The organism is Streptomyces beihaiensis, assembly GCF_026274175.1.
In the GTDB taxonomy this organism is placed as follows: Bacteria; Actinomycetota; Actinomycetes; order Streptomycetales; family Streptomycetaceae; genus Streptomyces; species Streptomyces beihaiensis.
The window spans coordinates 48214-74943 of record NZ_JAPHNL010000292.1 but is presented as its reverse complement, the minus strand read 5'-3'; the positions used below and the strand labels follow the sequence as shown (position 1 = coordinate 74943).

The window sequence follows — 26730 nt, the reverse complement described above, 5'->3', positions numbered from 1 at the left end:
TTGGCGGGTGCCCCTCGTCGGAGGGCTGGTCCGTGTGGTTCAGGGCCCGCGGACCAGCCCTCCGAGCTCGCCGTTCACCCGTCCGGGGAGGGAGACACCATCATGGACAGACCGTCCGACGCGACGCCGGGCGGGCGGGCCGCCGGTGTGCGGGGCCTGCGCCGTACGGCCGTCATCGGCAGCGGAGTGGCGGGACTGACCGCCGCGCACATCCTGGGCAAAGCCCATGCCGTGACGCTGTACGAGGCCGACGACCGGCTCGGCGGCCACGCCCACACCCACGAACTGACCTCGTCCGACGGACGCACCCACCGCGTCGACTCCGGTTTCATCGTCCACAACCGCCGCACCTACCCGAACCTCCTGCGTCTCTTGCGCGAACTGGGCGTCGCCACACAGGAGTCGGAGATGAGCATGTCGGTCCGGTGCGAGGGCTGCGGACTGGAATACGCCGGTGCCCGCGGTCTTCGCGGGCTGCTCGCCCAACCCCGCAACGCCCTGCGCCCGCCGTACCTGCGCATGCTGGCGGAGGTGCCCCGCTTCCACCGCGCCGCCCGCCACCTCCTGGAGACCGGGGCCGACGACACGCTGTCGCTCGGCGCGTTCCTGGACCGCGCCGGATTCTCGTCCTACTTCCTCGCCCACTTCATGACGCCGATGGTGTCCGCGGTGTGGTCCTGTGACGGGCAGACGGCCCTGCGGTATCCGGCCGCCCATCTCTTCCGGTTCCTCGCCCACCACGGCATGCTCTCGGTGAGCGGGTCGCCGGTGTGGCGGACCGTCACCGGCGGCTCGGGAACGTACGTCGAGCGGATCGCGGCCGGTCTTCACGCGGTGCGCGCGGGCACCCCCGTACGCTCCGTGCTCCGACGCGCCGACGGCGTGGACGTGACCGCCGACGACGGGACCACCGCCTTCTACGACCACGTCGTCGTCGCCACCCATCCCGACCAGGCGCTGCGTCTCCTCGCCGACGCGACCCCGGACGAGAAGGAGATCCTGGGCGCCCACCGCTACTCGCGCAACGCCACCCTGCTGCACACCGACACCAGCCTGCTCCCACGGGCGAGCGGGGCCCGCGCCTCCTGGAACTACCTCATGCCCGGCTGCCGGGTCGGCGCCGACCGAGTGCGGGTGAGCTACGACATGAACCGGCTGCAACGCCTGAACGCCCCCCAGACCTATGTCGTCACCCTGGGCGGCCAGGACCGTGTCGACCCCGACCTGGTGCTCGCCCGTATGACCTACGAACATCCCGTCTTCACGTCCGAGTCGGTCGCCGCGCAGCGCCGGCTCCCCACGCTGAACACGGCCGTGACCGCGTTCGCGGGGGCCTACCACGGCTGGGGCTTCCACGAGGACGGCTGCCGCAGCGGCGTGGCGGCCGCGGCCGCTCTGGGAGTGACGTGGTGACCGCGTCCGACCACAAGCCGGCACCGCCGGGGACGCCGGCACTGTATCCGTGCACGATCACCCACCTACGCCGGGCGCCACGGCGCTACGCCCTGCGGCACCGCACCTACGTGTGGCTGGTCGACGTCGACCGGTTGCCCGTACTGTCGCGTCCGCTGCGGCCGCTCGCCCGGTTCCGTGCGCGCGACCACTTCACGGGGCGGGCCCCGTCGATCCGGGCCGCGCTCGACGCGTTCCTGGCCGAGCACGGCGTCGATCTGCACGGCGGCCGGGTGCTGATGCTCGGCCACGCCCGGACCCTCGGTCACGTCTTCAACCCGCTCACCGTGTACTGGTGTTACGGCCCCGACGGGGACCTGCGCTGTGCGGTGGCGGAGGTCCACAACACCTACGGCGAGCGCCACGCCTACCTGCTGCACCCCGACACGACGGGCAACGCCACGGCCGCCAAGGATTTCTACGTGTCGCCCTTCAACCCGGTGGACGGCCACTACGAGATGCGCATCCCGCCGCCCGATGAGCGGTTGCGTATGTCCGTACGACTGCGGCGGCCCGGATGCCCGCCCTTCACAGCGGCTGTTCACGGCAGGCGCTGTGAAGCGACGGCCCCGGCACTGCTGCGCCTGGCCCTGCTCCGTCCCTGGTCGACCCTGAGGGTGTCGGCCGCCATCCGCTTCCACGGTATCCGCCTGATTCTGCGGGGTCTGCCGGTGCAGCCGCGCCCGGGCCGCCGCACCCCGAAGAGAGCATCATGACCCACGTCCAGCCCCGTCCCGCCGACCGTCACCGTTCCGGCCGCCACGCAACCTCACCCGCCGACACCGGCCGCTGGCCCGACGTGGTCGCCGTACCGAGGGCGTCCTGGCCGGTGAGAGCCGTCACCGCGTCCGTACTGGAACGCGCGCTGCGCCGCCTGCCTTTGCGTGTGCGGTTCGCCGGAGGTGCCGTGTCGGGCCTGGGCGGCCCGCTGATAGAAGTACGCGACCCGAAGGCGTTCCATGCCCGCGTCGGCACCCGTGGGCTCATCGGGTTCGGCGAGTCGTACATGGCCGGCGAGTGGGACGCACCGGATCTGGTCGGCGCGCTCACCGTGCTGGCCGCGCACGCGGCCGACCTCGTCCCGCCCCGATTGCAGCGGCTGCGAGGGCTGTGGGCGCAGCGACAGCCCGACACTCAGCGCAACACGCCGGATGGTTCGCGCACCAACATCAGCCGTCACTACGACCTGTCCAACGACCTGTTCGCGCTGTTCCTCGACGAGACACTCAGCTACTCGTCGGCCGTCTTCCGCAGTTTCCCCGCCGACTGGTCACTGCTGGCCCAGGCCCAGCGGCGCAAGATCGACCGTCTGCTCGACCTGGCCGGCGTCCGCGAGGGCACCCGCCTGCTGGAGATCGGCACCGGCTGGGGCGAACTCGCGCTGCGGGCCGCCGCCCGCGGCGCGCAGGTCACCTCGCTCACCCTCTCCCGGGAACAGCGCGCGCTGGCTCTGGACCGCGTCGGCGAGGCCGGTCACGCCGACCGCGTCTCGATCGAGCTGTGCGACTACCGCGAAGCCCGCGGTACCTACGACGCCGTCGTCAGCGTGGAGATGATCGAAGCCGTCGGCGCCGAGTTCTGGCCGGTCTACTTCCAGACTCTCGACCAGCGCCTCGCACCGGGCGGCCGGGCCGCCCTCCAGGCCATCACCATGCCCCACGAGCGGATGCTGGCCGCCCGCGACACCCACACCTGGATCCAGAAGTACGTCTTTCCCGGCGGGCTGATCCCCTCCACGACGGCCGTCGAAGAGACGGTTCGCACCCACACGGGACTCGCGATCACCGCCCGTCACGGTTTCGGCGATCACTACGCCGAGACACTGCGCCTGTGGCGCGAGCGGTTCGCGGACCGCGCCGACGATGTCGCCGCCCTGGGCTTCGACGAGATCTTCCGCCGGTTGTGGACCTTCTACCTGGCGTACTCCGAGGCGGGGTTCCGTTCGGGGTACCTCGACGTCCAGCAGTACCTGCTCACCAAGGAGAACCCGGTCCGATGACGATCGCCCGCACCCCAGTCCGCGCCGGTGCCGCGCGGCGGCTCGCCGCCCTCGCCGAGGCGGCGCTCGACGGCCCCCTGCCGGTGCGGCTGCGCGCCTGGGACGGCAGCGAGGCCGGTCCCGCCGACGCCCCCGTGGTCGTCGTGCGCTCAAGGCGCGCGCTGCGTCGGCTGCTGTGGCAGCCCGGCGAACTCGGCCTCGCCCAGGCGTACATCACGGGCGAGCTCGACGTGGAGGGCGACCTGGCCCAGGGGTTGCGTGCCCTGTGGGCCGCCGCGAGGGAACGGGGCCTTCGCGCGCCGCGGCTCTCCCCGGCGGACTGGGCCCGCGCCGTCACCGAGGCCACACGGCTCGGTGGTCTCGGGCCGCGCCCGCCCGCACCGGCGGCCCAGGCCAGGCTGCGGGGCCGCCCGCACAGCAAGGCCCGCGACCGCGCGGCCGTCAGTCACCACTACGACCTGTCCAACGCCTTCTACCGCCTCCTGCTCGACGACACCATGGCCTACTCCTGCGGCTACTGGACCGGAGCCGAGCCCGAGGTGAGCCCGGCCGAGGCGCAGCGCGCCAAACTGGAACTCGTCTGCCGCAAGCTCGGCCTGGTGCCCGGTGCGCGCCTGCTGGACGTCGGCTGCGGCTGGGGGGCGCTCGCCCTGTACGCGGCCGAGGTGCACGAGGCGCGGGTCACCGCCGTCACACTGTCCCGGGAGCAGGCCGCTCACGTGCGGGAACAGGTGCGCGAGCGACGGCTTGAGCACCGGGTGGAGGTGGTGTGCCAGGACTACCGGGACATCACCGGCTCGGCCTACGACGCCGTCGCGACCATCGAGATGGGGGAACACGTCGGGGACGACGCATATCCCGCCTTCGCCGCCGCCCTGCACCGGCTGGTCCGCCCGCACGGGCGGGTGCTGGTCCAGCAGATGTCCCGGGGCACCCGCGCACCGGGCGGCGGCGCGTTCATCGAGGCGTACATCGCGCCGGACATGCACATGCGCCCGATGGGAGAGACGGTCTGCCTGCTGGAGGCCGCCGGTCTGGACGTCCGGTCGGTGGAGTCGCTGCGCGAGCACTACGTGCGCACCATCGGCGCCTGGCACCGCACGTTGGAGGAACGGTGGCCGCAGTTCGTCCGGCTGGTCGGCGAGGAGGTGGCCCGTGTGTGGCGGCTGTACCTGGTCGGCGGCGCCCTGGCCTTCGAGGAGCGGCGCATGGGGGTGGACCAGTTCCTCGCCGTACGTCCGAGCGCGACGGGCGACAGCGGCCTGACCGGGGTGGAAGCACAGGGCTGGTACCGGCATCTGGACGGCCGGTGAACGCGGTGACCTGGGGTGGGTTGGCCGCCAACCTCGGATGGGCGGCGGTGACCGCTGTGATCGTCATGCTCGGCACATTCGCCATCGCCCTCCGCCTGGGCGTGCACCGTGTCGTCGACATCGCCTGGGGGCCGGCCTTTGCCGCGGTGGCCCTGGTCACCTTCGGTGTCTCGGCGGGGCAGGGCGATCCCGGCAGGCGGCTGCTGGTCACGGCCTTGACGGTCGGGTGGGGGTCGCGACTCGCGTTCCACATCGCGCGCCGGGGCGGCGGCCACGGCGAGGACCCGCGCTACGAGGCGATGCTGTCCCGCGCGCGGGGCGACCGGAACCTGTACGCCCTGCGGATGATCTACCTGTTGCAGGGGGCTCTGGTGTGGCTGGTGTCCCTGCCGGTCCAGGCAGCCCAGTACACGTCCCGGCCGCTGTCCGTCCTGGCCTTCGTCGGCACGGCCGTCTGGTGCGTCGGGCTCTTCTTCGAGGCCGTGGGCGATGCCCAGCTCGCCCGCTTCAAGGCGGACGCGGCCAATCGGGGCCGCGTCATGGACCAGGGGCTGTGGCGGCTGACCCGGCACCCCAACTACTTCGGGGACTTCCTGGTGTGGTGGGGGCTCTTCCTCGTCGCCTGCGACGGCGGATGGCAGGCGGCGCTCCTGTGCGTCGTCTCGCCGCTGGTGATGAGCACGCTGCTGATCAACGGAAGTGGCAAACGGCTGCTGGAGAGGCACATGGCCGGGCGTAGCGGCTGGGACGCGTACGCCGCCCGCACCAGCGGCTTCTTTCCCCGGCCGCCGCGCCGACGCGGATAGCCGCGTGGGGAGCCCGCCCGTCGGCCGGCTCCCCACGCGTGGCCTCACGTCGGCATGCCGAGCAGGGCGAGGGGCGCCGAGGTCGGCTGCTTCGATCCCCCGGCCGGCTCCACCGTGATGCCGACGCCCGAGGCCCCGTCGACCGCGCCCTGCATGAGGACCGCCTGGCTGCCGCGGTCAGGGTCGAGCAGACCGGCCGAACGCATTTTCCCGCCGTCGGCGAACCACAGCTGGTACACCTTGCCCCGCGGAGGCGCGGTCATCCCCGAGGCCACGAACACGGCTTGGTCACGGTCGGCGGAGACCACAAGCGTTCCCGCGCCGCCCGCCATCTTCACCGAACGCGACGTGGCGTCGGGCGCGGCCAGCACGCCCGCCAGGTCCTCGGCGTGCCGCTGCGCCTGTGCGGCCTCGTGCCGCGCGCTCTGAGCGCGCTCGTACTGCCACACGGCGGCGCCGCCGAAGGAGGCCGCGGCGGCCACACTGACGGCCAGCGCCCACCGGGCCAGGCCCCGTCCTCGCCGGGTGCCGCGGCGTACTCGCTCCAGCGGCGCGGCACCGGGCGGAACCTGCCGCACGGTGGTGATGCGCTCCAGGACCTGCTCCCGCATGGCGGGGCGCGTGGTCACCGTGGCGGCGAGGGCCAGCCGGCCGGTCGTGGCTGTGAACTCGGCCACCTCCTGGCGGCAGGTGTCGCACTCGGCCAGGTGACGCTCGAACGCGGCACGTTCATCGCCGTGCAGCGCGTGCACGGCGTAGACACCGGTCAGAGCGTGCAGATCGGTCGTGGTCATGCGGTCACCCCCAGGCAGTCGCGGAGTCGGATGAGCCCGTCCCGCAACCGGGTCTTGACGGTGCCGAGCGGCAGCGACAGCACTTCGGCGACCTCCCGGTAGGTCAGGCCGCGGTAGTAGGCAAGAGTGACCGACTGACGCTGCAACTCGGTCAGAGTGCGCAGGCAGCGCCTCACCTGCTCCCGCTCCAGCCGGGTCTCGACCTGCTCGGTCACCTCGTCGTAGGCGGGGTGGTGCTCCAGCAGCGCGGCCTTGGTGTCACGGGCCGCCGCGGCCTCCACGGAGCGGACCCGGTCCACGGCTCGTCGGTGGGCGAGGGTGAGGATCCAGTTGATGGCCGTGCCTCGCTCGGGCCGGTAGCGCGGGGCGGTTCGCCACACCTCCGTCAGCACCTCCTGTGCCACCTCTTCCGACTGCGCCTGATCACGCAGGACAGCTCGGGCGACCCCGAGAACGGAGCCGGCCACGGCGTCGTAGAGCGAGGCGAACGCCTCCTGATCGCCCAGGGCCACCTCGTGGACCAGCTGTTGAAGGTCAGGTTTGGCGGCGGGATCGCTGCCGATGTATACGGGTTCATTCACAATGGCTCTCCCATGGAGGCGGCAGGGGCGGAACAGCCCTGGGTAATCCGACGCCGCGCGAGGTGGGGATTGGTCACCCTACGCGCGACGCAGACGGCCTTCCGGCGCCTGCGCCCGACCAAGAAGAGCCCGCTGCCCCACGACGCGCGGGCCGGGTCGGACAGACCGCGGGCCGGGCGGGTGGGGCAGTCGGCGTCAGGGAAGGTTCAGGTCCTGCTGAGGGCGTCCTTGGCACGGTCGACCATGGAGACGAACGGCCCTGTCATCCACTGCGCCGCGGGGGACCCGGCCGCCGCGGGGTGCGGGTGCGTCGGTGCCATCTTCTCGGCCGATTGCAGGCGCCTGCCCATCTTCTGCAGCTGCTCCTCGGTGCAGCCGGCCCGCACGGCCGGAAACTCCTCCTGCTCCTCCTGCTCGGCGTGCTCGACGACGGACCGCTCGAACTCGGCGAGTTGGGCATCGAACTCGGGGCTGGTGACGTCCAGCTTCTCCAGCTCGGCGAGAACCTTGTTGGCCTGTGACTCTTCCTCGTTGCGGGCGTCGGCTTCGTCCTTGCCGGCGGTGTCCTTGGCGACCGGCCGTACGATCATCTCCTCGGCGGTCTCGTGGACCGCGAGCAGGGCCCGCAGCTCGTCGAACGCTTCCTTCTTGGCGTCGCCCCCGGCTCCCTTCACCGTGGCGAAGAGTTCCTTGATCCGGGCGTGCTGTTCCAGCAGGATCGCCACCACGTCGCCGTCGGGCAGTCGTGCGGCCTTGTCCCGGTCGCTGAGTCCCTCAGCCATGATGCTCTCCGTTCCTCGTCGGTATCACCTTGCGCCGGCCGGTCGGCCGGTCGACTCAGCGCCGCAACGCGCGGACGCCGAGCGCGGTGGCCGCCGCGGCCAGGGCGGCGTATGTGGAGACGCGAAGCGCGCGTCGGCCGAGCGGCGGCGCCGGAGGCGTGTCGGCGTCGCGCTCGGGAAGCGCGGGCAGTCGGCGGTCGGCGCCCTTCTCCCGGGCGATCTTCATCAGCTCGGCGATGTGCAGGGCCTTGCGGCCGGTGCCGGCGTCCTTGATCTGTGTCTTGCAGGAGAACCCGTCGGCCACCACCACGCGGTCTTCGTCGGCGTCACGGACCGCGGGCAGCAGGGCCTGTTCGCCGCAGTCCAGGGAGATCCCGTACTTGCCGGATTCGAAACCCCACGAGCCGGCGAGCCCGCAGCAGCCCCCCTGCAGGTTCTGTACCTCCAGCCCCATCTTCTCCAGCAGTTGCTGTTCGGGGTCCGTACCGCCGGTGGCGCGTTGGTGGCAGTGACCCCACAGCAGAGCGGTGCCGTCGAGGCGAGGGGGTCGGATGCCGAAGGTCTGGAAGAACTCCGGGAAGTGGTAGGCGTTGCGCGTCAGCCGTTTCGCGTCGTCGTCGTGGGGCAGCAGCTTGCGCAGTTCGTCCTTGAAGACGGCGAGGCAGCTCGGTTCCATGCCCACGACGGGTGTGCCGGCGCGCAGATGCGGCCGGAGGACGTCCAGCACGCGGTGGAGGTAGCGTTCGGCGGCGTCCAGGAACCCGTAGTCGTACAGGGGCCGCCCGCAGCAGACGTGCTGCTCGGGCATGATCACCCGCCAGCCCGCGGCCTCGATCGCCTCGACGCACGCCACGCCGACGCCGGTGTGGAAGTAGTTGTTGAAGGTGTCGGGGAAGAGGACGACGGGCCGGCCGGAGGGGTTGGCCGTGCCGCCGCGCCGGGCGAACCACTCCTGGAGCGTCATGGGCGCGAAGCGGGGCAGCGGACGGTGGCGGTCGATGCCCGCGACCAGTTTGGCGAGGCGGGCCAGGCCCGGTGTGTGCGTGGCGAGGTTGGCGAGTTCCGGGGCGCGGGAGGCGATCCGGGCGGCCTGGTCGATGAAGCCGAAGGCGTAGGCGTGGCGTGGGCGTCGGCGTCCGGGCGACTTGAAGTGGTGGTGGAGGAACTCCGCCTTGTACGTGGGCATGTCGACGCTGACGGGGCAGTCGTTGGTGCAGCCCTTGCAGGCCAGGCAGAGGTCGAGAGCGTCGTAGACCTCCTTGGACTGCCAGCCGTCGGTGATCACATCGCCCTTGAGCATCTCGTACAGGAGCCTGGCCCGGCCGCGCGTGGTGTGCTTCTCCTCGCGGGTCACCTGATAGCTGGGGCACATCGTCGTCTCGGCGCGCGGCACCCGGCACTTGCCGACGCCGACGCACCTCAGCGTGGCGTGCGCGAAGTCGCCGCCGTCCTCCTCGTAGGCGAACTTGAGCGGGACGCGGGGCGGGTTGTAGTCGGTGCCCAGCTTGAGGTTCTCGTCCATGCGGTAGGCGTCGACGACCTTGCCCGGGCTCATCTTCCACTGCGGGTCCCAGATCGCCTTGAACTCCCGCATGGCCCGGACGAGTTCCGGTCCGTACTGCCGTTCCAGGAGTTCGCCGCGCTGCTGTCCGTCACCGTGCTCCCCGGAGACCGAACCGCCCATGGAGACGCACAGGTCGGCGGCTTCCTCCATGAAGGCCCGATAGGTGGCGAGGCCGTCGGCGGTGCGCAGGTCGAAGCTGAGCCGGCAGTGGATGCAGCCCTGGCCGAAGTGGCCGTACATGGCGCCCGTGATGCCGTGCTTGTCCATGACCTGGCGCAGCTTGCGCACGTACTCGCCGATCCGGTCGGGCGGGACGGCCGAGTCCTCCCAGCCGGGCCAGTGGTCCTTGCCGCCGGGCGGGAACGCGGTCGATCCGAGGCCGCTCTCCCGGATCGCCCACAGGTGTTCGCTGGTGCCGCCCTCCTGCTTGCTCTTGGCGATGCGGATGCGGTCGCGTGCGTAACCCTTGTCGTCGGTGAGCCAATGGACGAAGCCTTGTGCCCGGGAGAGGGACTCCTCGGTGCTGTCGGCGCCGAACTGGACGACGAGCCAGGCACCTCCGCCGTTCACCCGCGGAAGTTCCTGGATGTCCTCGGCGTTCATGTTGCTCAGCTGCTGGTTGCGGATGAGCTGGTCGTCGAGCGCTTCGAGGCCGATCGGCTTCCACCGCTCGATGAGCTCCGTGCAGTGCTCGGCGGCGTCGGCGAGGTCGTCGTACTCGACCACCACGGTGGTGCGCTGGAGCATGGCGGGGGTGAGCATGAGCCGGGCCCGCAGAACGGTGGCGCAGGTGCTCTCGGTGCCGACCAGGGCGCGGGCGACGTTGAAGCCGCGTTCGGGCAGGAGTTCGTCGAGGTTGTAGCCGGACACCCGGCGCGGCACCTCTTTTTCCGAGCGGAAACCCGCCCGGATCGCGTCGGCGTACGTGTCACGCAGGTCGCGCAGCGCGGCGTAGATCTCGCCCTTGCGGCCCCCCTCGGCGATGATGCGGTCGAGGTCCTTCTCCTCGTCCACGCCGACCCAGAACCGTTCGCCGTCGTAGGTGACGATCTCCAGGGCGTGGACGTTGTCGCTGGTGCGCGGGCCGGGCCCGTACAGCTGGGACTGCACGGAGTGGATGCCGCAGGAGTTGTTGCCGATGTTCCCCCCGATCACGCACCGGGAGTGGGAGGAAGGGTCGGGGCCGAAGACCAGGTTGTGGCGGCCGGTGTGGCGGTTGAGTTCCTCGTTGATGACGCCGGTTTCGCACGTGACCAGGCGGCGGTCGGGATCGACGTCCCGGATGCCGGTGAGGTACTTCGAGTGGTCGATCACCACGGCTTCGTTGACCGTTTCGCCGGACAGGCTCGTTCCGCCGCCGCGGCTGAGGACAGGGGCGCCGAAGCGGTGGCAGATCTTGTGCACGGCCACGACGTCGTCCAGCGTGCGGGGGACGACCACCCCGATGGGCACCTGCCGGAAGTTGGACGCGTCCTGGGCGTACAGTCCCAGCGAGCCGGTGTCGAAGCGGACTTCGCCGTCGACGGCCTTGCGCAGCGCCCGCTCCAGTCTGCCGACGTCGAGGGTCTCGCGGGCCCGCGGGGGCCCCGCGATCTCCGGCCGGGTCTTGGCGGGGATGTCGCGCGTCGTGCGCCGTGTTGGCTTCGCCATCGGGTCTCAGCTCTCCTGTGCGGTCTGGTCAGGCTGGTCGCGTTCCGTACACGCGGTGAGGCTCGGCGTCGGCCCACCTGACCTCCAGGCCGAGCCCCGGGCGGCCGGGGTCGGGCCGCAAGGCTCCGCCCTCGGGGGACAGGGTGCCGTCGAGCAGCAGGCGCTCCACGCGCACGTGGTCGTGGAAGTACTCCAGGTGCCGCAGTCGGCGCACGGCGCAGAAGACGTGCGCGGAGACGGCCGGGGCGCAGTGGGCGGACAGGTCGAGGTGCCGAACCGCTGACAGGCCGGCCACCTCCAGCACGCCGGTGATGCCGCCGCAGCGGGTGACGTCGGCCTGGAGGCAGTCCACGGCGGGGGGCTCCACCAGGTTGACGAAGTCCCGGGGGGTGAAGGCGTACTCACCCGCGGCGATCTCCAGGCGTTCGGGGGCCCGGGCGCGGAGCATGCGCAGCCCTTCCAGGTCGCCCGAGCTGACGGGCTCTTCGAACCACCGCACGTCCCACTCGTCGTGGAATCTGCGCGCCCAGTACAGGGCGTCCTTGCGGGTGAGGGCGCCGTTGGCATCGGTGAAGATCTCCGTCCCGTCGCCGACCGCTTCGCGGACGGCCGTCAGCCGCCGCGGATCCCGTTCGGGCTGGCGCGAGGTCTTGATCTTCACTAGGGGGATGTCCTGGGCGACCCATCCGGCGACTTGCTCGGTGAGCCGGTCGAGGGAGTAGTTCGTGAAGCCGCCGCTGCCGTACACCGGCACCCGGTCGTGGTAGGCGGGCAGGAGGCGGACCAGCGGAAGGTCCAGCACCCGCGCCTTGAGATCCCACAGCGCCACGTCGACCGCGGAGACAGCCATGGCTCCGACGCCGGGGCGGCCGGCGTTGCGGATGTGCGCGCCCATACGGCGCCACAGGGCCGGCGGCGCGGTGACGTCCTGCCCGTGCAGCAGCGGCGCGAGCTTGGACATCACGAACGAGGCGACCGACACGTCTCCGTAGGTGTACCCGAGGCCGCTGCGGCCGTCGGCGTGCACGCGGACCACGATCATGGTCGTGGAGCCCCACTCGAGCGTCCCGTCCTCCTCCTTGCCGTCGGGACCGTCGGTGGGCACCTCGAAAGCATGCACATCGACCGCGTCGATACGGCACTCGTCCGGTCCCGCCGCGCCGGCGGTCGCGCGGCCGGTCATGAGTGCCGTCCCGGCAGGTGCCCGGCCACCGCGGTGAGCTGGTGCCGCACCTCGGACCCCGGTACGGCGGGGGTGCCGCCGCGGAACGGTGTCGGCGTCGGCGTCGGCGTCCCGGACCGCGACGGACTCGTCCCGGAGCGGAGCTTGGGGTGCCAGGCCCCGCCGATGACCCCGCCCGGACACGCGCGCGTGCGTCGCGCACCCCGCTCGGGCAGGTACTGCCGCACGTGGTCGGGCACCTGCGTCATGACGTACTCCCTCCCGCACGCGTCACTTTCTTCCCCACGGGGTGACCCGTGACGGGGGTGCCTAAACGGCCCCTTTCGTACGTGCCCACACGTCCGTGATCGGGAGGCGGGACGCCGCCATAGGAGTGGACGGGGGCCCAGCGGGTTTCAGGACGGCCGCGAGAGTGGCATCAGTCGAGGTGACCGTGTACGGACGGACAGACCGTGTACGGGCGGACGATGCGTACGGCCGACAAGGTTCTCGGTCGCCGCGCGCCAGGAGCGCCCCCGGGCCCGTACCGTCCTCGACGGTGCGCAGGCCGAGAACCTTCCCCGAGGCGCGGGGCGTGCCGTCCCGCCCACCGTTTCGCCGACAACACCCGAGGCCATGCCTTCTCAACGGTACGACGGTTCCCCGACAGCCGAGTTGTCCTCGGAGCGCATCGACGCGCTGATGCGCGATCTCGCGGCGCGCCCCCCGGGCCAGGGGCGCACCGCCGCCCGGGAGCGGACCATCAGTCTTCTCGTACCGCTGGCACGCCGTGTGGCGCGCCGGTTCCGTGCTCAGAGCGAGGACTACGACGACCTGGTCCAGGTCGCGTCCCTCGGGCTCGTCAAAGCCGTCGACGGATACGACCCGACGCTCGGGCACGCGTTTCTCTCCTACGCGCTGCCCACGATCGTCGGCGAGATCAAGCGGCACATCAGGGACCACACCACCCCCGTGCGTCTGCCCCGGCCCGTTCAGGAGGCGCGCGCCCTGATCTTCCAGGCCGTGGCGGAGCTTCAGCAGCGCGACGGCGGCCGGTCCCCCAGCCCCGCGCAGATCTCCGAGAACACCGGCCTGGAACCCGGCCGTGTCACCGCCACGCTGCGAGCCGTCCGGGAGTGCAACCCGCGGTATCTGGACGCGCAGGCCACGGACGGCGAGGACTGCGCCATCATCTCCCGGCTCGGTGCCGAGGACCGGGAGCTGAGCCGCGTCGTCGACTCCGTCGCCCTGACCAGCGCCGTCAAGCAGCTGCCGGAACAGGACCGGCACGTTTTGTACCTGCGGTTCTACCGTGAACGGACTCAGCAGCAGATCGCCGATGTCGTCGGCGTCTCGCAGATGCAGGTCTCGCGTATCCTGACGCGCTGCCTCCAACGACTCCGAGTGGCCCTGGCGAGCGAACCTGTGCCGGCCGAGGACCGGCCGGCCCGCATGTGCCCGCGGCGAACGCGGCCGCTACGGTCCACCGGTCCGACGCCCTGCTCCTCGGGGGCCGACCGGGTGCGTCTGCCCGCCGCGTCGGCACCATGCGAACGCGCGAGCACGGGCGACGTCCTTCGATGCCACCGGTTCTCACTGCCGCGCCGCGCGGGCGCCCTCCGCGCCGCCCGGCCGAGCGCGAAGGCGCGGCGCTCCCGCCGCGCGGGAAGCCGGGCGCCGGGCGGCCGGATCCCTGACCGTTTCCGAGACGGGCAGCCGTCGTGTCGTCCGGCCGACCGGGGCGGTCGGCGTGGCGCTCGTCGCGCTGCCTCGCCACGGCAGAGGGGAGACTCGACCGTACTTCCCCGTCCCCCGCCGGCGTTCCCCGCCGCCCGTCGGACGTGGCACGACCGTTCACGTGCCGCCCTGACCCACGAGCTCCGAGATCGCCCGCACGACGGGCAGACCCCGCCCGCACTGCTGATGCGGATGCGAAGGTGCGGCGTCCGGTCAAGGGTGGTGTCCTCACCCGCGACCAGGAAAGCCGGAGTGCCATGGAGGACACACCCGAGATGCCGAAGGCGGCTCGCGACGGCGCATGCCCTCCGTGGGCCCTGCGGGAGTACGCGGTCCTGGCCGACGGCGAGCGTGGCGCCGTGATGGACCCGCAGGGGCGGATCGTGTGGCTGTGTGCTCCACGCTGGCACAGCGACGCCGTGTTCTCCTCCCTGATCGGGGGTCCGGGACACTTCGCGGTGGAGCCGGCGGACGACTGGCACGTCTGGGGCGGTTACTACGAGGACGGCACCCTCATCCGGGTGAACCGGTGGGTGAGCGCCGATTCCGTGATCGAGTGCCGGGACGCGCTCGCGATGCCCTCGTCCGCCGACCGCCTGCTGCTGTTGCGGCGGATGCGCGTCCAGCAGGGTGAGGGTCGGTTCCGGATGAGTCTCGACCCGCGCCCCGGGTTCGGCGCGCACCGCATGCGCGACCCCCGTCTGGAGGGGGACGTGTGGACGGCGCAGGCGCCGGGTCTGCGACTGCGCCTGCTCGGCGCGCGCCACGCGGTCTGGCGGCCGGAGACCGGTCTCAGTGGCGAAATCCGGCTGCGCCGGGGAGAAGAGCACGATCTCGTGCTGGAACTCGCCCGAGGGCATGCCGCCGACCGGCTCGATCCCTGTGAACTGTGGGACGCGACGGAGCGGGAATGGGCACACGCCGTCCCGGACTGTTCGGCGCTTGCCGCGCCACGCGACGCACGGCACGCCTACGCGGTCCTGCGCGGCCTCACCAGCGCCGCGGGCGGTATGGTCGCCGCCACCACGTCTCTGCCCGAGCGGGCGAACACCGGACGCAGCTACGACTACCGGTTCACCTGGCTGCGTGACCAGTGCTACGCCGGCCTCGCCATCGCCGCGCACGGCCCCCACGACCTGCTCGACAGCGCCGTCCGGTTCACCGCGGAACGCATCCTGGAGGACGGTGAACACGTCCGGCCCGCCTACACCGTCAACGGCGGCACCGTCCCGGAGCAGCGCCCGCTTGCGCTGTCCGGCTATCCCGGCGGCAGCGACCGGATCGGCAACGAGGCGGCCACCCAGTTCCAGCTCGACACCTTCGGCGAGGCGCTCCAGCTCTTCGCGGCCGCCGCCCACCACGACCGGCTCACCCCGGACGCGGAACGGGCGATGCACGTCGCCGCGGACGCGGTGCGGCGCAACTGGCGACGGCTCGACGCGGGACTGTGGGAACTGGAGGACCGGTGGTGGACCCACTCACGGCTGAGCGTCGTGGGCGGCCTGCGCCGCGCCGCGCAGGTCGTGCCCCGTACCGGCGCCCGCCGGTACACGGAGATCGCCGACGCCGTGCTCAGCGAGACCCGGCGGCGTTGTCTGCGCTCCGACGGCCGGTGGCGCCGGGCCGCCGCCAACGACGGGGCCGAGGCGGCCCTCCTGGTCCCGATCGCCCGCGGCCTGCCCTCCGTCGACGGTCCGAGCGCCGCGATCACCCGGGCCTTCATCGAGAACGGGCTGACCGACGACAGGTACGTCTACCGCTTCGAGCACTCCGGCGCCGCCCTCGGCGAGGCCGAGGGCGCCTTCCTGCTGTGCGGGTTCATGATGGCGCTGGCCACCGACCGGCTCGGAGACCGGGGCCGGGCGCTTCGCTGGTTCGAGCGGACGCGGGCGGCGTGCGGGCCGCCCGGGTTGTTGGCCGAGGAGTACGACGTCCGTCAGCACCAGCTGCGCGGCAACCTGCCCCAGGCATTCGTCCACGCCGCCCTGCTGGAATGCGCGGTCCGACTCGACGACGCTTCCGCCCTGCCGTTCTGAGACGGTCGGCGCACGCGCCGTGCGCAGTCGCCCCGCGGGCGCCGGGAGCGCGCCGGGCGTCCGCCCCGCCGCGCTCGCCCCGCTCCGTGGCGGGCCCGTGTGCCCGTCACTTCTGACCCCGGCCGGGCAGGTGCTCGGCGTACTCGGTGAGCTTCTGCCGCATGCCCTTCGCCGCGATGCCGGCCTTCTCCGGGTCGTGCAGGGCAGCCTTGGCGGCCTTCTTTCCCTGCGTCTTCATGATGTGCGGCGGAATCGGCGCGATCTCGTTGTCGACCTTGAACTCCAGTACGACCGGCCGGTCACTGGCCAGTGCCTCCTCCCAGGCGGCGCCGATCTTCTTCGGGTGGGAGCACACGATGCCCTTCAGCCCGAGCATCTCCGCGTAGGCGGCGTAGGGAACGTCGGGGATGGCCTGGGAACCCGGGTACTTGGGGTCGCCGGACATGGCGCGCTGTTCCCAGGTGACCTGGTTGAGGTCCTCGTTGTTGAAGACGCAGAAGACGAACGGCGCCGGTCCGGACAGCCGGTCCAGATACCGCTTGACCGTGATCATCTCGTTCATGCCGTTCATCTGGAACGCGCCGTCCCCGACGAAGGCGATCACCGGCCGGTCCGGATAGGCGAACCGCGCCGCGATCGCGTACGGGGTGCCCGGGCCCATCGTCGCCAGCGTCCCCGACAACGACGCGCGCATGCCGTCGCGAAGCTTCAGGTTGCGCGCCCACCAGTTCGTGCCGGACCCCGAGTCGGCCGTGAGGATGGACTGGTCCGGCAGCCTCGACGACAGCTCCGAGGCCACCGCCTGAGGGTTGATGGTCTTGCCGAAATGCTGGCCGGCCCATCGCTCGCACACGTCGTTCCACTCGACGACGTCCTGCTCGATCTTCTGGCGCCACGAGCGGTCCTCCTTGCGGCGCAGCAGGGGGAGCAGTGCGCGCAGGGTCTCCTTGGAGTCCCCGACGAGGTGGGCGTCCATCGGGTAGCGGATGCCGATCATGCGCCCGTCGATGTCGATCTCCACACCTCGGGCCTGCCCCTCGTCGGGCAGCCACTCCGAGTACGGGAAACTACTGCCGATCATGAACAGGGTGTCGCAGTCCCGCATCATCTTGTCGCTGGCCTTGCTGCCCAGCAGGCCGATGGGGCCGGTGACGAACGGCAGGTCGTCGGGCAGCACCTCCCGCCCGAGCAGCGCCTTGGCCACCCCCGCGCCCAGCAGCTCGGCGACTTCCACCACCTCCGCCGCCGCCTCGGCCGCTCCCTGCCCGACGAGGACGGCGACCTTCTCACCCTCGTTGAGGACGTCGGCGGCCTTGCGCAGCTCGTCCGGGTCGGGCAGCACCCGGGGGCGGCTCCACCCGACGCTGGAGAACACCGACCCGTGCGACTTCGGCGGCGACGGCTGGGCCTCTTCCTCCTGCACGTCCTCCGGAATGACGATCGTGGCCACACCGCGCGTGGTCAGCGCCGTCTTGAACGCCCGGTCGATCACGTGCCGTGCCTGCCCCGGATGCACGATCATCTGGCAGAACTCCGAGACGTCGGCGAACAGCCGGTCCAGCGGGATTTCCTGCTGGTAGTGCGCGCCGAGACAGAGCCGTTTCTGCTGACCCACCACCGCCACCACCGGCTGGTGATCCAGCTTCGCGTCGTAGAGCCCGTTGAGCAGGTGCACCGCTCCCGGACCCGACGTCGCCGTGCAGCAGCCCACCTCGCCGGTGAACTTGGCGTGAGCGCACGCCATGAAGGCGGCCATCTCCTCGTGCCGTACCTGAATGAACTCCGGACTGCCCTGCGCGCGGTCGAAGGCGCCCAGCATCCCGTTGATGCCGTCACCCGGATAGCCGTACACCCGCCCCACACCCCACTCGGACAGGCGCTGCAACACGTAGTCGGCGACTTGAGTCATGGTCTTCTCCCGGAACATGAGGTGACTGCCGATGGACCGCTCTTGGGTAGCCCCGGCGCGCAGCGCGCAAACAGGACGGTGCTCGCGTGGCCGCATGTCGGCCAACGGGACGGTTCGGGGGTCGACGGCCCCTGAGACGCCGCCGCGGGTGGCCGTTGCAGGCGCGCGCCGGTGCCCTCAGGGTGGAAACGGCCGGTGGCGCCTGAACCTTGCCACGGCCGCCGACGCCGGGCGCACGTCCGGCGAGACCGCCGTCCGTACGGTCCACGTCCGCCGCACCGAGGAGGTGACGCGCGCTGCGCGGGAACCAGCATGCCGCCGGACGTGCGCCGCTCGACGCGGCGAAGCGGCCGTTCGCCCGCGCCGCCGCCGCGGTGACCCGTCGTGCCGAGCGCGCGGTCGGCGGGCGCGACAGGCTCCGGGTGGTCCTGCTGCTCTCCCTGGTGATCGCCCTGGACGGCGCCGACAAAGCGACGGTCTCGGTGAACGCGGGCAGCCTGGAACAGCTCTTCGGCATCGGACACACCCGGATCGGCCTGCTCGTGTCGGTCACCTCCCTGGCCGGTGCCGCCGCCACGCTGCCGGCGGGCGTCCTCACCGACCGGGTCACCCGGACCCGGTTGCTCGCCTTCAGCATGATCCTGTGGAGCGCGGCGATGATCGCCGCGTCCGCCGCCACCACCTACGGGTTCCTGCTCGCCTCCCGGGCCGCCCTCGGCGTCGTCACCGCCACGGCGGGACCGACCGTGGCCTCCCTGGTGGGCGACTTCTTTCCCGCGCGGGAACGGGCCCACCTGTACGGCTACATCCTTGCCGGTGAACTGTTCGGAACAGGGATCGGCTACGTGGTGTCGGCCAATCTGTCTCAGCTCCTGTCCTGGCGTGTGTCCTTCGCCTGGCTGGCCCTGCCCGGAATCCTCCTGGTGTGGCTGCTGAACCGGCTGCCCGAACCGCCCCGGGGCGGCCCCGGCCTGCCGGCGTCCGGCGGGCAAGGGGTGGCGCGGTCGACCGGTACCGGGGAAAACGCGGAGGAACCCGCCGCGGACGAGCACCAGCCCTCCGTCCAGGAGGTTGTGGACGCCTCCCGGAGCGAGCCTCGGCCGGACCGTGTACTCCACGAGGACCTACGGCGCATGCCGGCCTGGCGGGCGTTTCGGTATGTGCTGGGCATCCGGACCGTCGTCCTGGTGATCACCGCCTCCGCACTCGGTTACTTCTTCTTCGCGGGTGTCCGCTCCTTCGGCTTGTTCTACATCACCCACCGCTACGGGCTGAGCAAGTCGACAGCCAGCGCATTCGTCACTCTGATCGGCGTCGGCGTGCTGGCGGGCCTCATGGCGGGTTCCCGCCTGCCGGACCTGGCGCTGCGCCGCGGCCACGCGGGCGGACGGATCCTGGTACCCGCGGTGGCGCTGCTCGTGGTGGGGCCCGTCTTCGTGCCGGGTCTCCTGGTGTCCTCCCCGCTGCTCGCCCTTCCCTTCCTCACGGTCGGGGCAGGTCTGCTGGCGGTTCCGAACCCTCCGCTCGACGCCGCCCGTCTCGACGTCGTCCCGCCGGGGCTGTGGGGCAGGTCGGAGGCGGCACGCACCCTCGTACGGGCCGGTGTGGAGTCAAGCTCCCCGCTGCTGTTCGGCTTGCTCGCCTCCCAGGTCTTCGGCGGGCTCGGGAGGACCGGCGGTCTGGAGGCGGCGTTCCTCGTGTGTCTGGTGCCTCTGGCGGCCGCGGGGCTGCTCACGCTGGTGGCGCTGCGCACGTATCCCCGTGACGTCGCGACGGCGCGCGCGTCCAGCCGCGCCTCCCCTGCAGACCGGCGTGAGGGGCCGGCCCGAGAGCCGTGAACGCCGGACCGTCCTTGACCTCGATCCACCTCGATCCGCATCGATCCACATCGATCCACATCGAACTGCTCGGGACTCGTCCGACGAGCCTCACTCAAGGAAGGAGAATCACGTGGCGAGAGAGCCACTGCGGGCCCGGGCTGTCGCCGGTGCGCGCCTGTTCCTGCTGGCCGCCCCGCTGCTGGCCGCGGTGGGAGCGTTGGGCCTGCTCATCGACTGGGTGCTGCTGACCACCACGGTCGGTCCGACCGCCTACCTGCTTCTGGCGCACCCCGACACCCTGCCCGCGCGTCTGCGCGGCGCCGTGCTGGGCCACGGCTGTGCGGTGGTCGTCGGCCTCGCCTGTCTGGCCGCCTTCGGCCTGTGGACCCATGCGTCGACCTCGTCCTTGCGCCACGAGTCCGCCCGCCAACTCGGTGCCCAGGCCGTCGCCGTCGGGTTGACCCTCTTTTTCCTGCACTTGGTCGACGCACACCACCCTCCGGCCGCGGCCACCGCGTTGCTGATCACCTCGGGCCTGGCACGTCCCGGGCCTGCGCTGTACGGCATGCTCACGGGCCTCGCTCTGGTCATCGCGGTGGCCCCGGTGCTCACCGCCGCTTTCCCGAGCCGTTCCGACAAGGGCGGCGGCTGACGGGTCATGGGGTGGGGGCCTCGCCGACTCGTCTGTTTCAGGGCTCCCCCGGCGGTGTACTCCGGACGTACGCAGGCGCGCGACGTCCGAACGGCAGGACGCGCACGTACGGATCCGACACGATCACCTCCGAGGCCGTGTCCAGCGGCTCGGTGGATCCACCAACCTCCCGACCGGAAGATCCGACCATGCGATCCACCTCCGTCGTCCGCATCGTCTGGGGAGCCCTGCTCACCGCGATCCCGAGCGACGTCCTGGGGTTCCTGCCCCGGACGCCGTCGACGCCGACAGGTCGCGCCGTGGTGCGTGTGCTGGGCATCCGGCACGTGCTCCAGGGAGCCGTCGACGCCTGCGGCGCCGTCCCGGCCGCCTGGGCCGCCGTGCCGGATGCCCTGCACGCCGCCGGCATGGCGGGCCTGGCCCTGAAGAGCGGCCGCTGGCGCACCCCGGCCGTCGCGGACATGCTGATCGCGTCAGGCTTCGCGGTGAGCACGCGGCGCACCAACCGCAGGCCCCGCGCGGGCTGACGCCAGACCGGACGCACAGGAGGTGGTCACGCCGATGCCCGGAAGACCGTGACCGCTCGGTCGAACCAGGCCGACTCTCGCCGGGAACCGCCGAGTTCACCCTTCGGATGGCGATCTCGTCGTCAGCAAAGTCACGTCAACTGATCGAGGAAGGTCAGCACCGACGCGTCCTCCTCGATCAGCGGGGCGAGGGCAGCGTTGAAGGGACCGCCGTAGGGGGCCTCCAGGTGCCTGGTGAAGGAGTCCTCGTCCTGGTACACCTCGAAGATCCAGAAGGCGCGGGGGTCACCGGCCCTGGTGTAGACGTCAAAGGCGAGGTTGCCTTCTTCCTCGCGCACCTTCCGGGCATAGTCCCGCAGCAGGCGCGCGACTTCGTCCCGTGCCCCCTCGCGGGCGGTGAACTCGGCGAACAGGGTCTTCTTCACGATGTCGTGTCCTCGCTCGGTGGGGAGGTCTCGTCGTCTCGGCGGTCGCGGAGGGGCAAGGGCCGGGAGAGGGGCGCAGCGGTCGTCGAACCGTCGTCGGCTGCCCCGCGTCGCCGAGGCCGCCCGCCGCCTCCGCCCTCTGCCGTCAGCCGGCTTCCGGGACGAGCTTCTTGGCTCCGGTCATGATGGCGACCGCGTCCTCCATGGTGTGGGACTGCGGGGTGACGACCCCCGCGCAGCCGCCGAGGCGCTGGATGTGGATACGGTCGGCGACGTCGAAGACGTTGGGCATGTTGTGGCTGATGAGGATGACGCCGAGGCCCTGGTCGCGCAGGTCGCGGACGAGTTTGAGGACCTGGCCGGTCTCGCGGACGCCGAGGGCGGCCGTCGGCTCGTCGAGGATCACCACCCGGCCGCCGAACGCCCCTGCCCGGGCCACCGCGACCGACTGGCGCTGCCCCCCGGAGAGGGTCTCGACGGCCTGGTTGATGTTCTGCAGGGTGCTGATGCCCAGTCGCTTGATGTGATCGGACGCCTGCCTCTTCATCTCACCGGTGTCGAGCATGCGGAACACCGAGCCGAGTACGCCCTTGCGGCGGATCTCGCGGGCGAGGAAGAGGTTGCTGGCGATGTCCAGCGCGGGGGCGACGGCGAGGGTCTGGTACACGGTCTCGATGCCGGCGTCCCTGGCGTCCTGAGGCCGCTTGAAGCTGACCTCATCGCCGTCGACGAGGATGCTGCCCTGGTCGGGGACGAGGGCACCGGACAGGCACTTGATCAGCGTGGACTTGCCGGCGCCGTTGTCGCCGATGACGGCGAGGACCTCGCCGGGGTAGAGGGTCAGGTCGACGTCGTTGAGGCCGACGACCTTGCCGAAGACCTTGACCAGGCCCTTGGCTCGGAGGACGGGCGCGGTGGTGGCGGTGGCGGTCGTCACGACTTCACACTCCGGATCCACTGGTCGACGGAGACAGCCGCGATCACCAGGATGCCGACTGCGAGGACTTGGTAGTTGGGGTCGATCCCGGCCAGCGCGAGGCCGTTGACGAAGACCTGGACGATGAGCGCGCCGATCAGCGAGCCGATCACCACGCCACGCCCGCCGAACAGGCTCGTGCCGCCGATGACGACGGCGGTGATGGACTGAAGGTTGGCGTTGAGGCCGCTGTTGGGGTCGCCGCCGCCGACCCTGCCGACCAGGATCCAGGCGCCGACGGCGATGGCGAAACCGCCCACCAGGTAGGCGCTCATCAGCACCCGGTTGACGGAGATACCGGCCAGGCGGGCGGCCTCGATGTCGTCGCCGACGGCGTACAGGTGCCGGCCCCAGGCGGTGTAGCGCAGCGCGTAGCCGAGCACCGCGTACAGGGCGATCATCAGCAGGACGCCGTTGGTCAGGTTCAGTTGCCCGAGGGAGACCGTCTCGCCGCTCCACATGAGAACGTTGCCGGGACGCAGGGAGATGGTCTGGCCCTTGGCGTAGATGAGGGTGACCGCGGTGAAAATGCTGAGGGTGCCGAGGGTGACGATGAAGGGCGGCAGCTTGATCCTGGTGACCAGCAGCCCGTTGACCGCCTGCGCGGCGATGGCGACGACCGCCCCGGCGAGCAGCGCCGCCACGCCGGGCACGTGGCTGTCGGCGACGAGCTTCGACATCAGGAGCGAGGCGAGCACCATGACCGCGCCGATGGACAGGTCGATGCCCGCGGTGAGGATGATGACGGTCTGGCCTGCGGCGAGCGAGCCGATGACGGCCGTCTGCTGGGCGACGAGCGACAGGTTCTGCAGCGCGTAGAAGCGGTCGTTGACCAGGGAGAAGACGATCGCGGCGAGGGCCAGGACGATCGCCGGGCTGAGGGCCGGCTGGCGGTGCAGTACGGAGTGGATGCGCTGGGTCGGGGTGGCGGGCCGGTTGAGGAGTTCCTCCACCGGGGCCGGTGTGGCTTCGCTGTCCACGTGGGTGGTCACAGGGGTCCTTCCGGTTCTTTCCCTCGTACGGGCCTTCGCACGGGCCGTCGTGCGGACCTTGGTGGGTCGTCGTGGGGGCCTCGGTACGGGCACTTGTCGGCTCTGTGGTGCGAGTGCGCCGCCGGGTCAGCTGCCCCAGCAGGCGGAGGCGGCCTGCGACGGTGACTGGACGGTGATGCCGCCGAGGGGCTTGGCGGCGGCCAGGGCGGTGCCGGTGTCGTAGAAGGACTTGCCGTTGGTGACGCTGGGCTTGCTGCCGCCGCGGGCGAGCTTGGCGATGGAGCTGACACCCAGGGCCGCCATCTTGCCCGGGTACTGCACGGCGTCGGCGGCGAACTCACCGCTGGTGACGTTCTTCAGTCCTGAGCAGCTGCCGTCGATCGCGTAGATCGCGACGTTCTTCTCCTTGCCGGCCGCCTTCAGGGCGTTGTACGCGCCTTCACCGGCGGGCTCGTTGATCGCGTAGACGACGTTGATGTCGGGGTTGGAGGACAGGCAGTTCTCCATGGCGGTGCGTCCGCCGTCGATGGCGCCCTGAGTGGGCTGATGGCAGGCGATGGTGTAGGTGCCGCCCTTGCCGCCGGTGTACTTGCCGGACTTGGCTTCCTTGCCGTTCTGGGTCTTGCTGCCGGGGTCGATGCCCATGCCTTCCAGGAAGCCGTGGTCGCGGTTGACGTCTACGGAGACGACCTGGTTGTTGAACAGGTCGAGCATCGCGATGACCGCGGGCTTGCCGTTGAGGGCGGCGGCCGCGTACCGGCCGTCGAGCTTGCCGGCCTGCTCGTTGTCGGTGGCGTACGTGATGTCGGCGACGCTCGGCGGGTTGGGTGCGGTGTCCAGGGCGATCACGAAGAGGCCGGCCTGCTTGGCGCGGTTGAGGGCGGCGTTCACGGCGTCGCCGTTGGTGGTGATGAGGATGCCCTTGTCGCCGCGGGATATGGCGTTGTCGATGGCCGTGATCTGGGTCTGGGTGTCGCCGTCGGTGGTGCCCGCCGCCACCGTGAGGCTCACGTTGTCCTTGGCGGCCTGGGCCTTGGCGTCCTTCTTCATGCTCACGAAGTACGGGTTGGTGAGCGTCTTCAGGATCAGCGACACACCCACCTTGCCGCCGCCCGAGGCGGACGAGGAGGAGTCCGAACCGGAGGAACCGCAGGCTGCCAGCGTGGCGCCGAGGCACACCGTGACTCCGATCGCTGCCGCCCGGGTGCACCGGCTGCGCAGGCTCGACACCCGGCTGGAGGAGATGTTCATGGCTTGATCCCTTTCGGAGCCGTCCCTTGGCCAACGTTGAGACAACGTTGACTCGGCGAGATACTGGGCCCGTATGGACGAGCCCGTCAAGGCGCTGATAGAAATGCGCGGGCAACGAGTAGGTAACGCCGAACCGGTTGGAGACAACGATGACTCAGGGCGAGGCCGGGCTCCGGTCCACCCGCAGCCGCCCCACCATGCGTGAGGTCGCGGCGCTGGCCGGCGTAGCCATCAAGACCGTCTCGCGCGTGTTCAACGGGGTCCCCACCGTCGATCCGGCCATCGTCGCCCGGGTCCGCGAGGCGGCCGACAAACTGGGCTACCGGCCCAACCTGACCGCCAGCAGCCTGCGCCGCGGAGACGGCCGGACCGCCACCATCGGCATGCTCGTCGAGGACGCGGCGAACCCGTTCTCGGCCGCCCTGACCCGCACCGTGGAGAACGTGGCGCGAGAACGCGGCGTACTGGTGCTCGTCGGCAGCCTCGACGAGAACCCGGCCCGCGAACGGGAGTTGGCCCAAGCTCTCATCGACCGGCGGGTCGACGGCCTGGTGATCGTCCCGGCCGGACGCGACCAGAGCTATCTGATCAGTGAGCAGCGTTCCGGCACGCGCATGGTGTTCGTCGACCGTGAGGCCGGCCTGCTCGACGCTGACGCCGTCGTCTCCGACAACCGGCAGGGCGCCGTCACCGCCGTCAACCACCTGCTCGGAGCCGGCCACCGCCGCATCGCCTATCTCGGCGACCGGGCGTCCATCCCCACCGCCGCGCAGCGCTTCGACGGCTACCGGCACGCCCTCGAAGTGGCGCACGTCGAGTGCGATGACCGGATCATCCGCCACGTCGGGTCGAGCGAGGAGGCCGCCATCGCCGCGACCGAGCAGGTCATGTCACTGCCGGATCCGCCGACGGCGCTGTTCACCAGTCAGAACCTCGTGACCATCGGCGCCCTGCGGGCCCTGCGCGCCCTGGGTCTGCAGGACACCGTCGCCCAGGTCGGCTTCGACGACTTCCCCCTGGCCGACATCCTCAACCCGGGCGTCTCCGTCATCGCCCAGGACATCGAGCAGGTGGGCAAGACGGCCGCCGAGATGCTCTTTCGCCGGTTGGACGGCGACGAGTCGCCCGCCCGGACCATCACCGTGCCGACCCGGCTGATCGAGCGGGGCTCCGGCGAGATCCCGGCCAAAGGCCCCCGCCATGACTGAACCGACGCCCGCACCGAAGCAGCGGCCCGCCGTGACCGTGATCGGCGAAGCCCTCATCGACCTGGTCCAGCTCGATGCGCCCGGTGACTACCGCGCGCGTCCCGGCGGCAGCCCGTTCAACGTCGCCGTCGGCCTGGCCCGGCTGGACCACCGCACCCGGCTCATGGCGCGACTGGCCGACAACGCCTTCGGCCGCCTGCTGCGCGATCACGCCGCCGCCGAGCGCGTCGACCTGGCCTGTTCCCCGCGGGCCACCGAACCGACCACCCTGGCCGTCGTCTCCATGGACGCTCAGGGAAGGGCCAGTTACGACTTCTACCAGGACGGCACCTCGGACTGGCAGTGGACCGGGACCGAGACCGCCCGCGTCCCTGACGACACCGCCGTCCTGCACTTCGGCTCCGTCGCGTCCTGGACACGGCCGGGCAGCGAGCACATCCACCGCGCCGCCGAGCGGCTGGGCGCCCGCGGCACAGCGTTGATCAGCTACGACCCCAACGTCCGGCCCGCTCTGCTGGGCGACCCGGAACGCGGACGGTACGCGGTCGAACGCAGCGTCGGCGTGGCTCACATCGTCAAGGCCAGCCGCGAGGACGTCGAGTGGCTCTACCCCGGCACGCCGATCGAGGAGGTCGCCACCCGCTGGCTGGAACTCGGCCCGCTCCTCGTCGTGATCACCGACGGCCCCGACGGCGCGCACGCGTTCCACACCGGCGCGGGGCGTGTGAGCCGGCCCGGCAGGACCGTCACGGTGGTGGACACGGTGGGTGCGGGCGACGCGTTCACCAGCGGGCTCCTCAGCGCTCTGCTCCGTCGCGGGCGGCACACCGCGCGGGCTCTTGCCGACGCTCCGGCGGCGGTGCTCGCGGCCGCGGTGGACGACGCGGTCCTCGTCTCCGCCCTCACGTGCGAGCGCATGGGCGCCGACCCGCCCACCGCCCTGCCGCGACCCGGCCGGCTCGCGGACGCGCCCCTGACGGTGGCGGACTTCGCCCTCACCGGTGGCGCTGTCGAGCGTGAACAGGAGCCGGAGCAGGAGCCGAAGCAGGCGGCCCGGACCTGACCGCACCGAGGCCCGATGGCCCAGGGCCCAG

23 protein-coding genes are annotated in these 26730 nt (G+C 71.4%); 12 read left to right on the top strand and 11 right to left on the bottom strand.

Annotated elements, in window-relative coordinates; translation table 11 throughout:
* Positions 1-102 precede the first annotated feature (102 nt).
* The 5 genes from OFY01_RS25495 (at position 103) to OFY01_RS25475 (ending at position 5570) form a co-directional block, all read left to right on the top strand.
* Positions 103-1413: an NAD(P)/FAD-dependent oxidoreductase gene (locus OFY01_RS25495; protein WP_266603676.1), complete on the top strand. Its 1311-nt coding sequence runs from the start codon at positions 103-105 to the stop codon at positions 1411-1413.
* A complete protein-coding gene (locus OFY01_RS25490) occupies positions 1410-2168 on the top strand; it encodes a DUF1365 domain-containing protein (RefSeq protein WP_266603675.1) in 759 nt (252 codons plus the stop codon). Before OFY01_RS25495 ends, OFY01_RS25490 begins: the two co-directional genes overlap by 4 nt.
* Positions 2165-3451 (top strand): class I SAM-dependent methyltransferase, encoded by a 1287-nt coding sequence (locus tag OFY01_RS25485; RefSeq protein ID WP_266603673.1) that lies wholly within the window; start codon positions 2165-2167, stop codon positions 3449-3451. The genes OFY01_RS25490 and OFY01_RS25485 overlap by 4 nt, the downstream gene beginning before the upstream one ends.
* A complete protein-coding gene (locus OFY01_RS25480; protein WP_266603671.1) occupies positions 3448-4764 on the top strand; it encodes an SAM-dependent methyltransferase in 1317 nt (438 codons plus the stop codon). The genes OFY01_RS25485 and OFY01_RS25480 overlap by 4 nt, the downstream gene beginning before the upstream one ends.
* 65 nt (positions 4765-4829) lie before the next feature.
* Positions 4830-5570: a DUF1295 domain-containing protein gene (locus OFY01_RS25475; RefSeq protein ID WP_266603694.1), complete on the top strand. Its 741-nt coding sequence runs from the start codon at positions 4830-4832 to the stop codon at positions 5568-5570.
* A gap of 44 nt (positions 5571-5614) precedes the next feature.
* Here the strand turns inward: OFY01_RS25475 and OFY01_RS25470 are convergent, their stop codons facing one another.
* The 6 genes from OFY01_RS25470 to OFY01_RS25445 all read right to left on the bottom strand — a co-directional run bounded on the left by OFY01_RS25470 (position 5615) and on the right by OFY01_RS25445 (position 12372).
* Positions 5615-6364, bottom strand: coding sequence for an anti-sigma factor (locus tag OFY01_RS25470; RefSeq protein WP_266603669.1), 750 nt, complete (start codon positions 6362-6364; stop codon positions 5615-5617).
* Complete coding sequence (locus tag OFY01_RS25465; protein WP_266603667.1) at positions 6361-6945, bottom strand: sigma-70 family RNA polymerase sigma factor; 585 nt, start codon at positions 6943-6945, stop codon at positions 6361-6363. The genes OFY01_RS25470 and OFY01_RS25465 overlap by 4 nt, the downstream gene beginning before the upstream one ends.
* 206 nt (positions 6946-7151) lie before the next feature.
* Positions 7152-7727, bottom strand: a complete 576-nt coding sequence (locus OFY01_RS25460) for a hemerythrin domain-containing protein (RefSeq protein ID WP_266603665.1) — start codon at positions 7725-7727, stop codon at positions 7152-7154.
* Between the two features lie 55 nt (positions 7728-7782).
* Positions 7783-10941 carry an FAD-binding and (Fe-S)-binding domain-containing protein gene (locus OFY01_RS25455; RefSeq protein WP_266603663.1) on the bottom strand — a complete coding sequence of 1053 codons (3159 nt, stop codon included), beginning with the start codon at positions 10939-10941 and terminating at the stop codon, positions 7783-7785.
* A 28-nt stretch (positions 10942-10969) separates the two neighbouring features.
* Positions 10970-12124 carry an enolase C-terminal domain-like protein gene (locus tag OFY01_RS25450; protein ID WP_266603661.1) on the bottom strand — a complete coding sequence of 385 codons (1155 nt, stop codon included), beginning with the start codon at positions 12122-12124 and terminating at the stop codon, positions 10970-10972.
* Complete coding sequence (locus OFY01_RS25445; protein ID WP_266603659.1) at positions 12121-12372, bottom strand: hypothetical protein; 252 nt, start codon at positions 12370-12372, stop codon at positions 12121-12123. Before OFY01_RS25445 ends, OFY01_RS25450 begins: the two co-directional genes overlap by 4 nt.
* 367 nt (positions 12373-12739) lie before the next feature.
* Between OFY01_RS25445 and OFY01_RS25440 the strand changes: the two genes are divergently transcribed.
* Positions 12740-14203, top strand: coding sequence for a sigma-70 family RNA polymerase sigma factor (locus OFY01_RS25440; protein ID WP_266603657.1), 1464 nt, complete (start codon positions 12740-12742; stop codon positions 14201-14203).
* Entirely contained in the window at positions 14098-15876 is a 1779-nt protein-coding gene (locus tag OFY01_RS25435; protein ID WP_266603655.1) for a glycoside hydrolase family 15 protein, read from the top strand. The genes OFY01_RS25440 and OFY01_RS25435 overlap by 106 nt, the downstream gene beginning before the upstream one ends.
* Positions 15877-15982: 106 nt before the next feature.
* Here OFY01_RS25435 and OFY01_RS25430 read toward each other — a convergent pair whose 3' ends face one another.
* Positions 15983-17785 (bottom strand): thiamine pyrophosphate-requiring protein, encoded by a 1803-nt coding sequence (locus OFY01_RS25430; protein ID WP_266603653.1) that lies wholly within the window; start codon positions 17783-17785, stop codon positions 15983-15985.
* A 374-nt stretch (positions 17786-18159) separates the two neighbouring features.
* Here OFY01_RS25430 and OFY01_RS25425 point away from each other — a divergent pair, with 374 nt between their 5' ends.
* The 3 genes from OFY01_RS25425 to OFY01_RS25415 all read left to right on the top strand — a co-directional run bounded on the left by OFY01_RS25425 (position 18160) and on the right by OFY01_RS25415 (position 20784).
* A complete protein-coding gene (locus tag OFY01_RS25425) occupies positions 18160-19623 on the top strand; it encodes an MFS transporter (RefSeq protein ID WP_266603651.1) in 1464 nt (487 codons plus the stop codon).
* A 112-nt stretch (positions 19624-19735) separates the two neighbouring features.
* Positions 19736-20257, top strand: coding sequence for an HPP family protein (locus OFY01_RS25420; RefSeq protein ID WP_266603649.1), 522 nt, complete (start codon positions 19736-19738; stop codon positions 20255-20257).
* Between the two features lie 188 nt (positions 20258-20445).
* A complete protein-coding gene (locus tag OFY01_RS25415) occupies positions 20446-20784 on the top strand; it encodes a hypothetical protein (protein WP_266603648.1) in 339 nt (112 codons plus the stop codon).
* Between the two features lie 131 nt (positions 20785-20915).
* On the opposite strand, the gene OFY01_RS25410 is transcribed toward OFY01_RS25415, so the two are convergent.
* The 4 genes from OFY01_RS25410 to OFY01_RS25395 all read right to left on the bottom strand — a co-directional run bounded on the left by OFY01_RS25410 (position 20916) and on the right by OFY01_RS25395 (position 24428).
* Positions 20916-21209, bottom strand: coding sequence for a putative quinol monooxygenase (locus tag OFY01_RS25410; protein ID WP_266603646.1), 294 nt, complete (start codon positions 21207-21209; stop codon positions 20916-20918).
* A 145-nt stretch (positions 21210-21354) separates the two neighbouring features.
* Complete coding sequence (locus OFY01_RS25405) at positions 21355-22146, bottom strand: ATP-binding cassette domain-containing protein (RefSeq protein ID WP_266603644.1); 792 nt, start codon at positions 22144-22146, stop codon at positions 21355-21357.
* A complete protein-coding gene (locus OFY01_RS25400) occupies positions 22143-23177 on the bottom strand; it encodes an ABC transporter permease (protein ID WP_266603642.1) in 1035 nt (344 codons plus the stop codon). The genes OFY01_RS25405 and OFY01_RS25400 overlap by 4 nt, the downstream gene beginning before the upstream one ends.
* Positions 23178-23303: 126 nt before the next feature.
* Positions 23304-24428 carry a substrate-binding domain-containing protein gene (locus OFY01_RS25395; protein ID WP_266603640.1) on the bottom strand — a complete coding sequence of 375 codons (1125 nt, stop codon included), beginning with the start codon at positions 24426-24428 and terminating at the stop codon, positions 23304-23306.
* A gap of 149 nt (positions 24429-24577) precedes the next feature.
* Between OFY01_RS25395 and OFY01_RS25390 the strand changes: the two genes are divergently transcribed.
* Positions 24578-25636: a LacI family DNA-binding transcriptional regulator gene (locus tag OFY01_RS25390; protein WP_266603638.1), complete on the top strand. Its 1059-nt coding sequence runs from the start codon at positions 24578-24580 to the stop codon at positions 25634-25636.
* A complete protein-coding gene (locus tag OFY01_RS25385) occupies positions 25629-26699 on the top strand; it encodes a carbohydrate kinase family protein (RefSeq protein ID WP_266603636.1) in 1071 nt (356 codons plus the stop codon). Before OFY01_RS25390 ends, OFY01_RS25385 begins: the two co-directional genes overlap by 8 nt.
* Positions 26700-26730 lie beyond the last annotated feature (31 nt).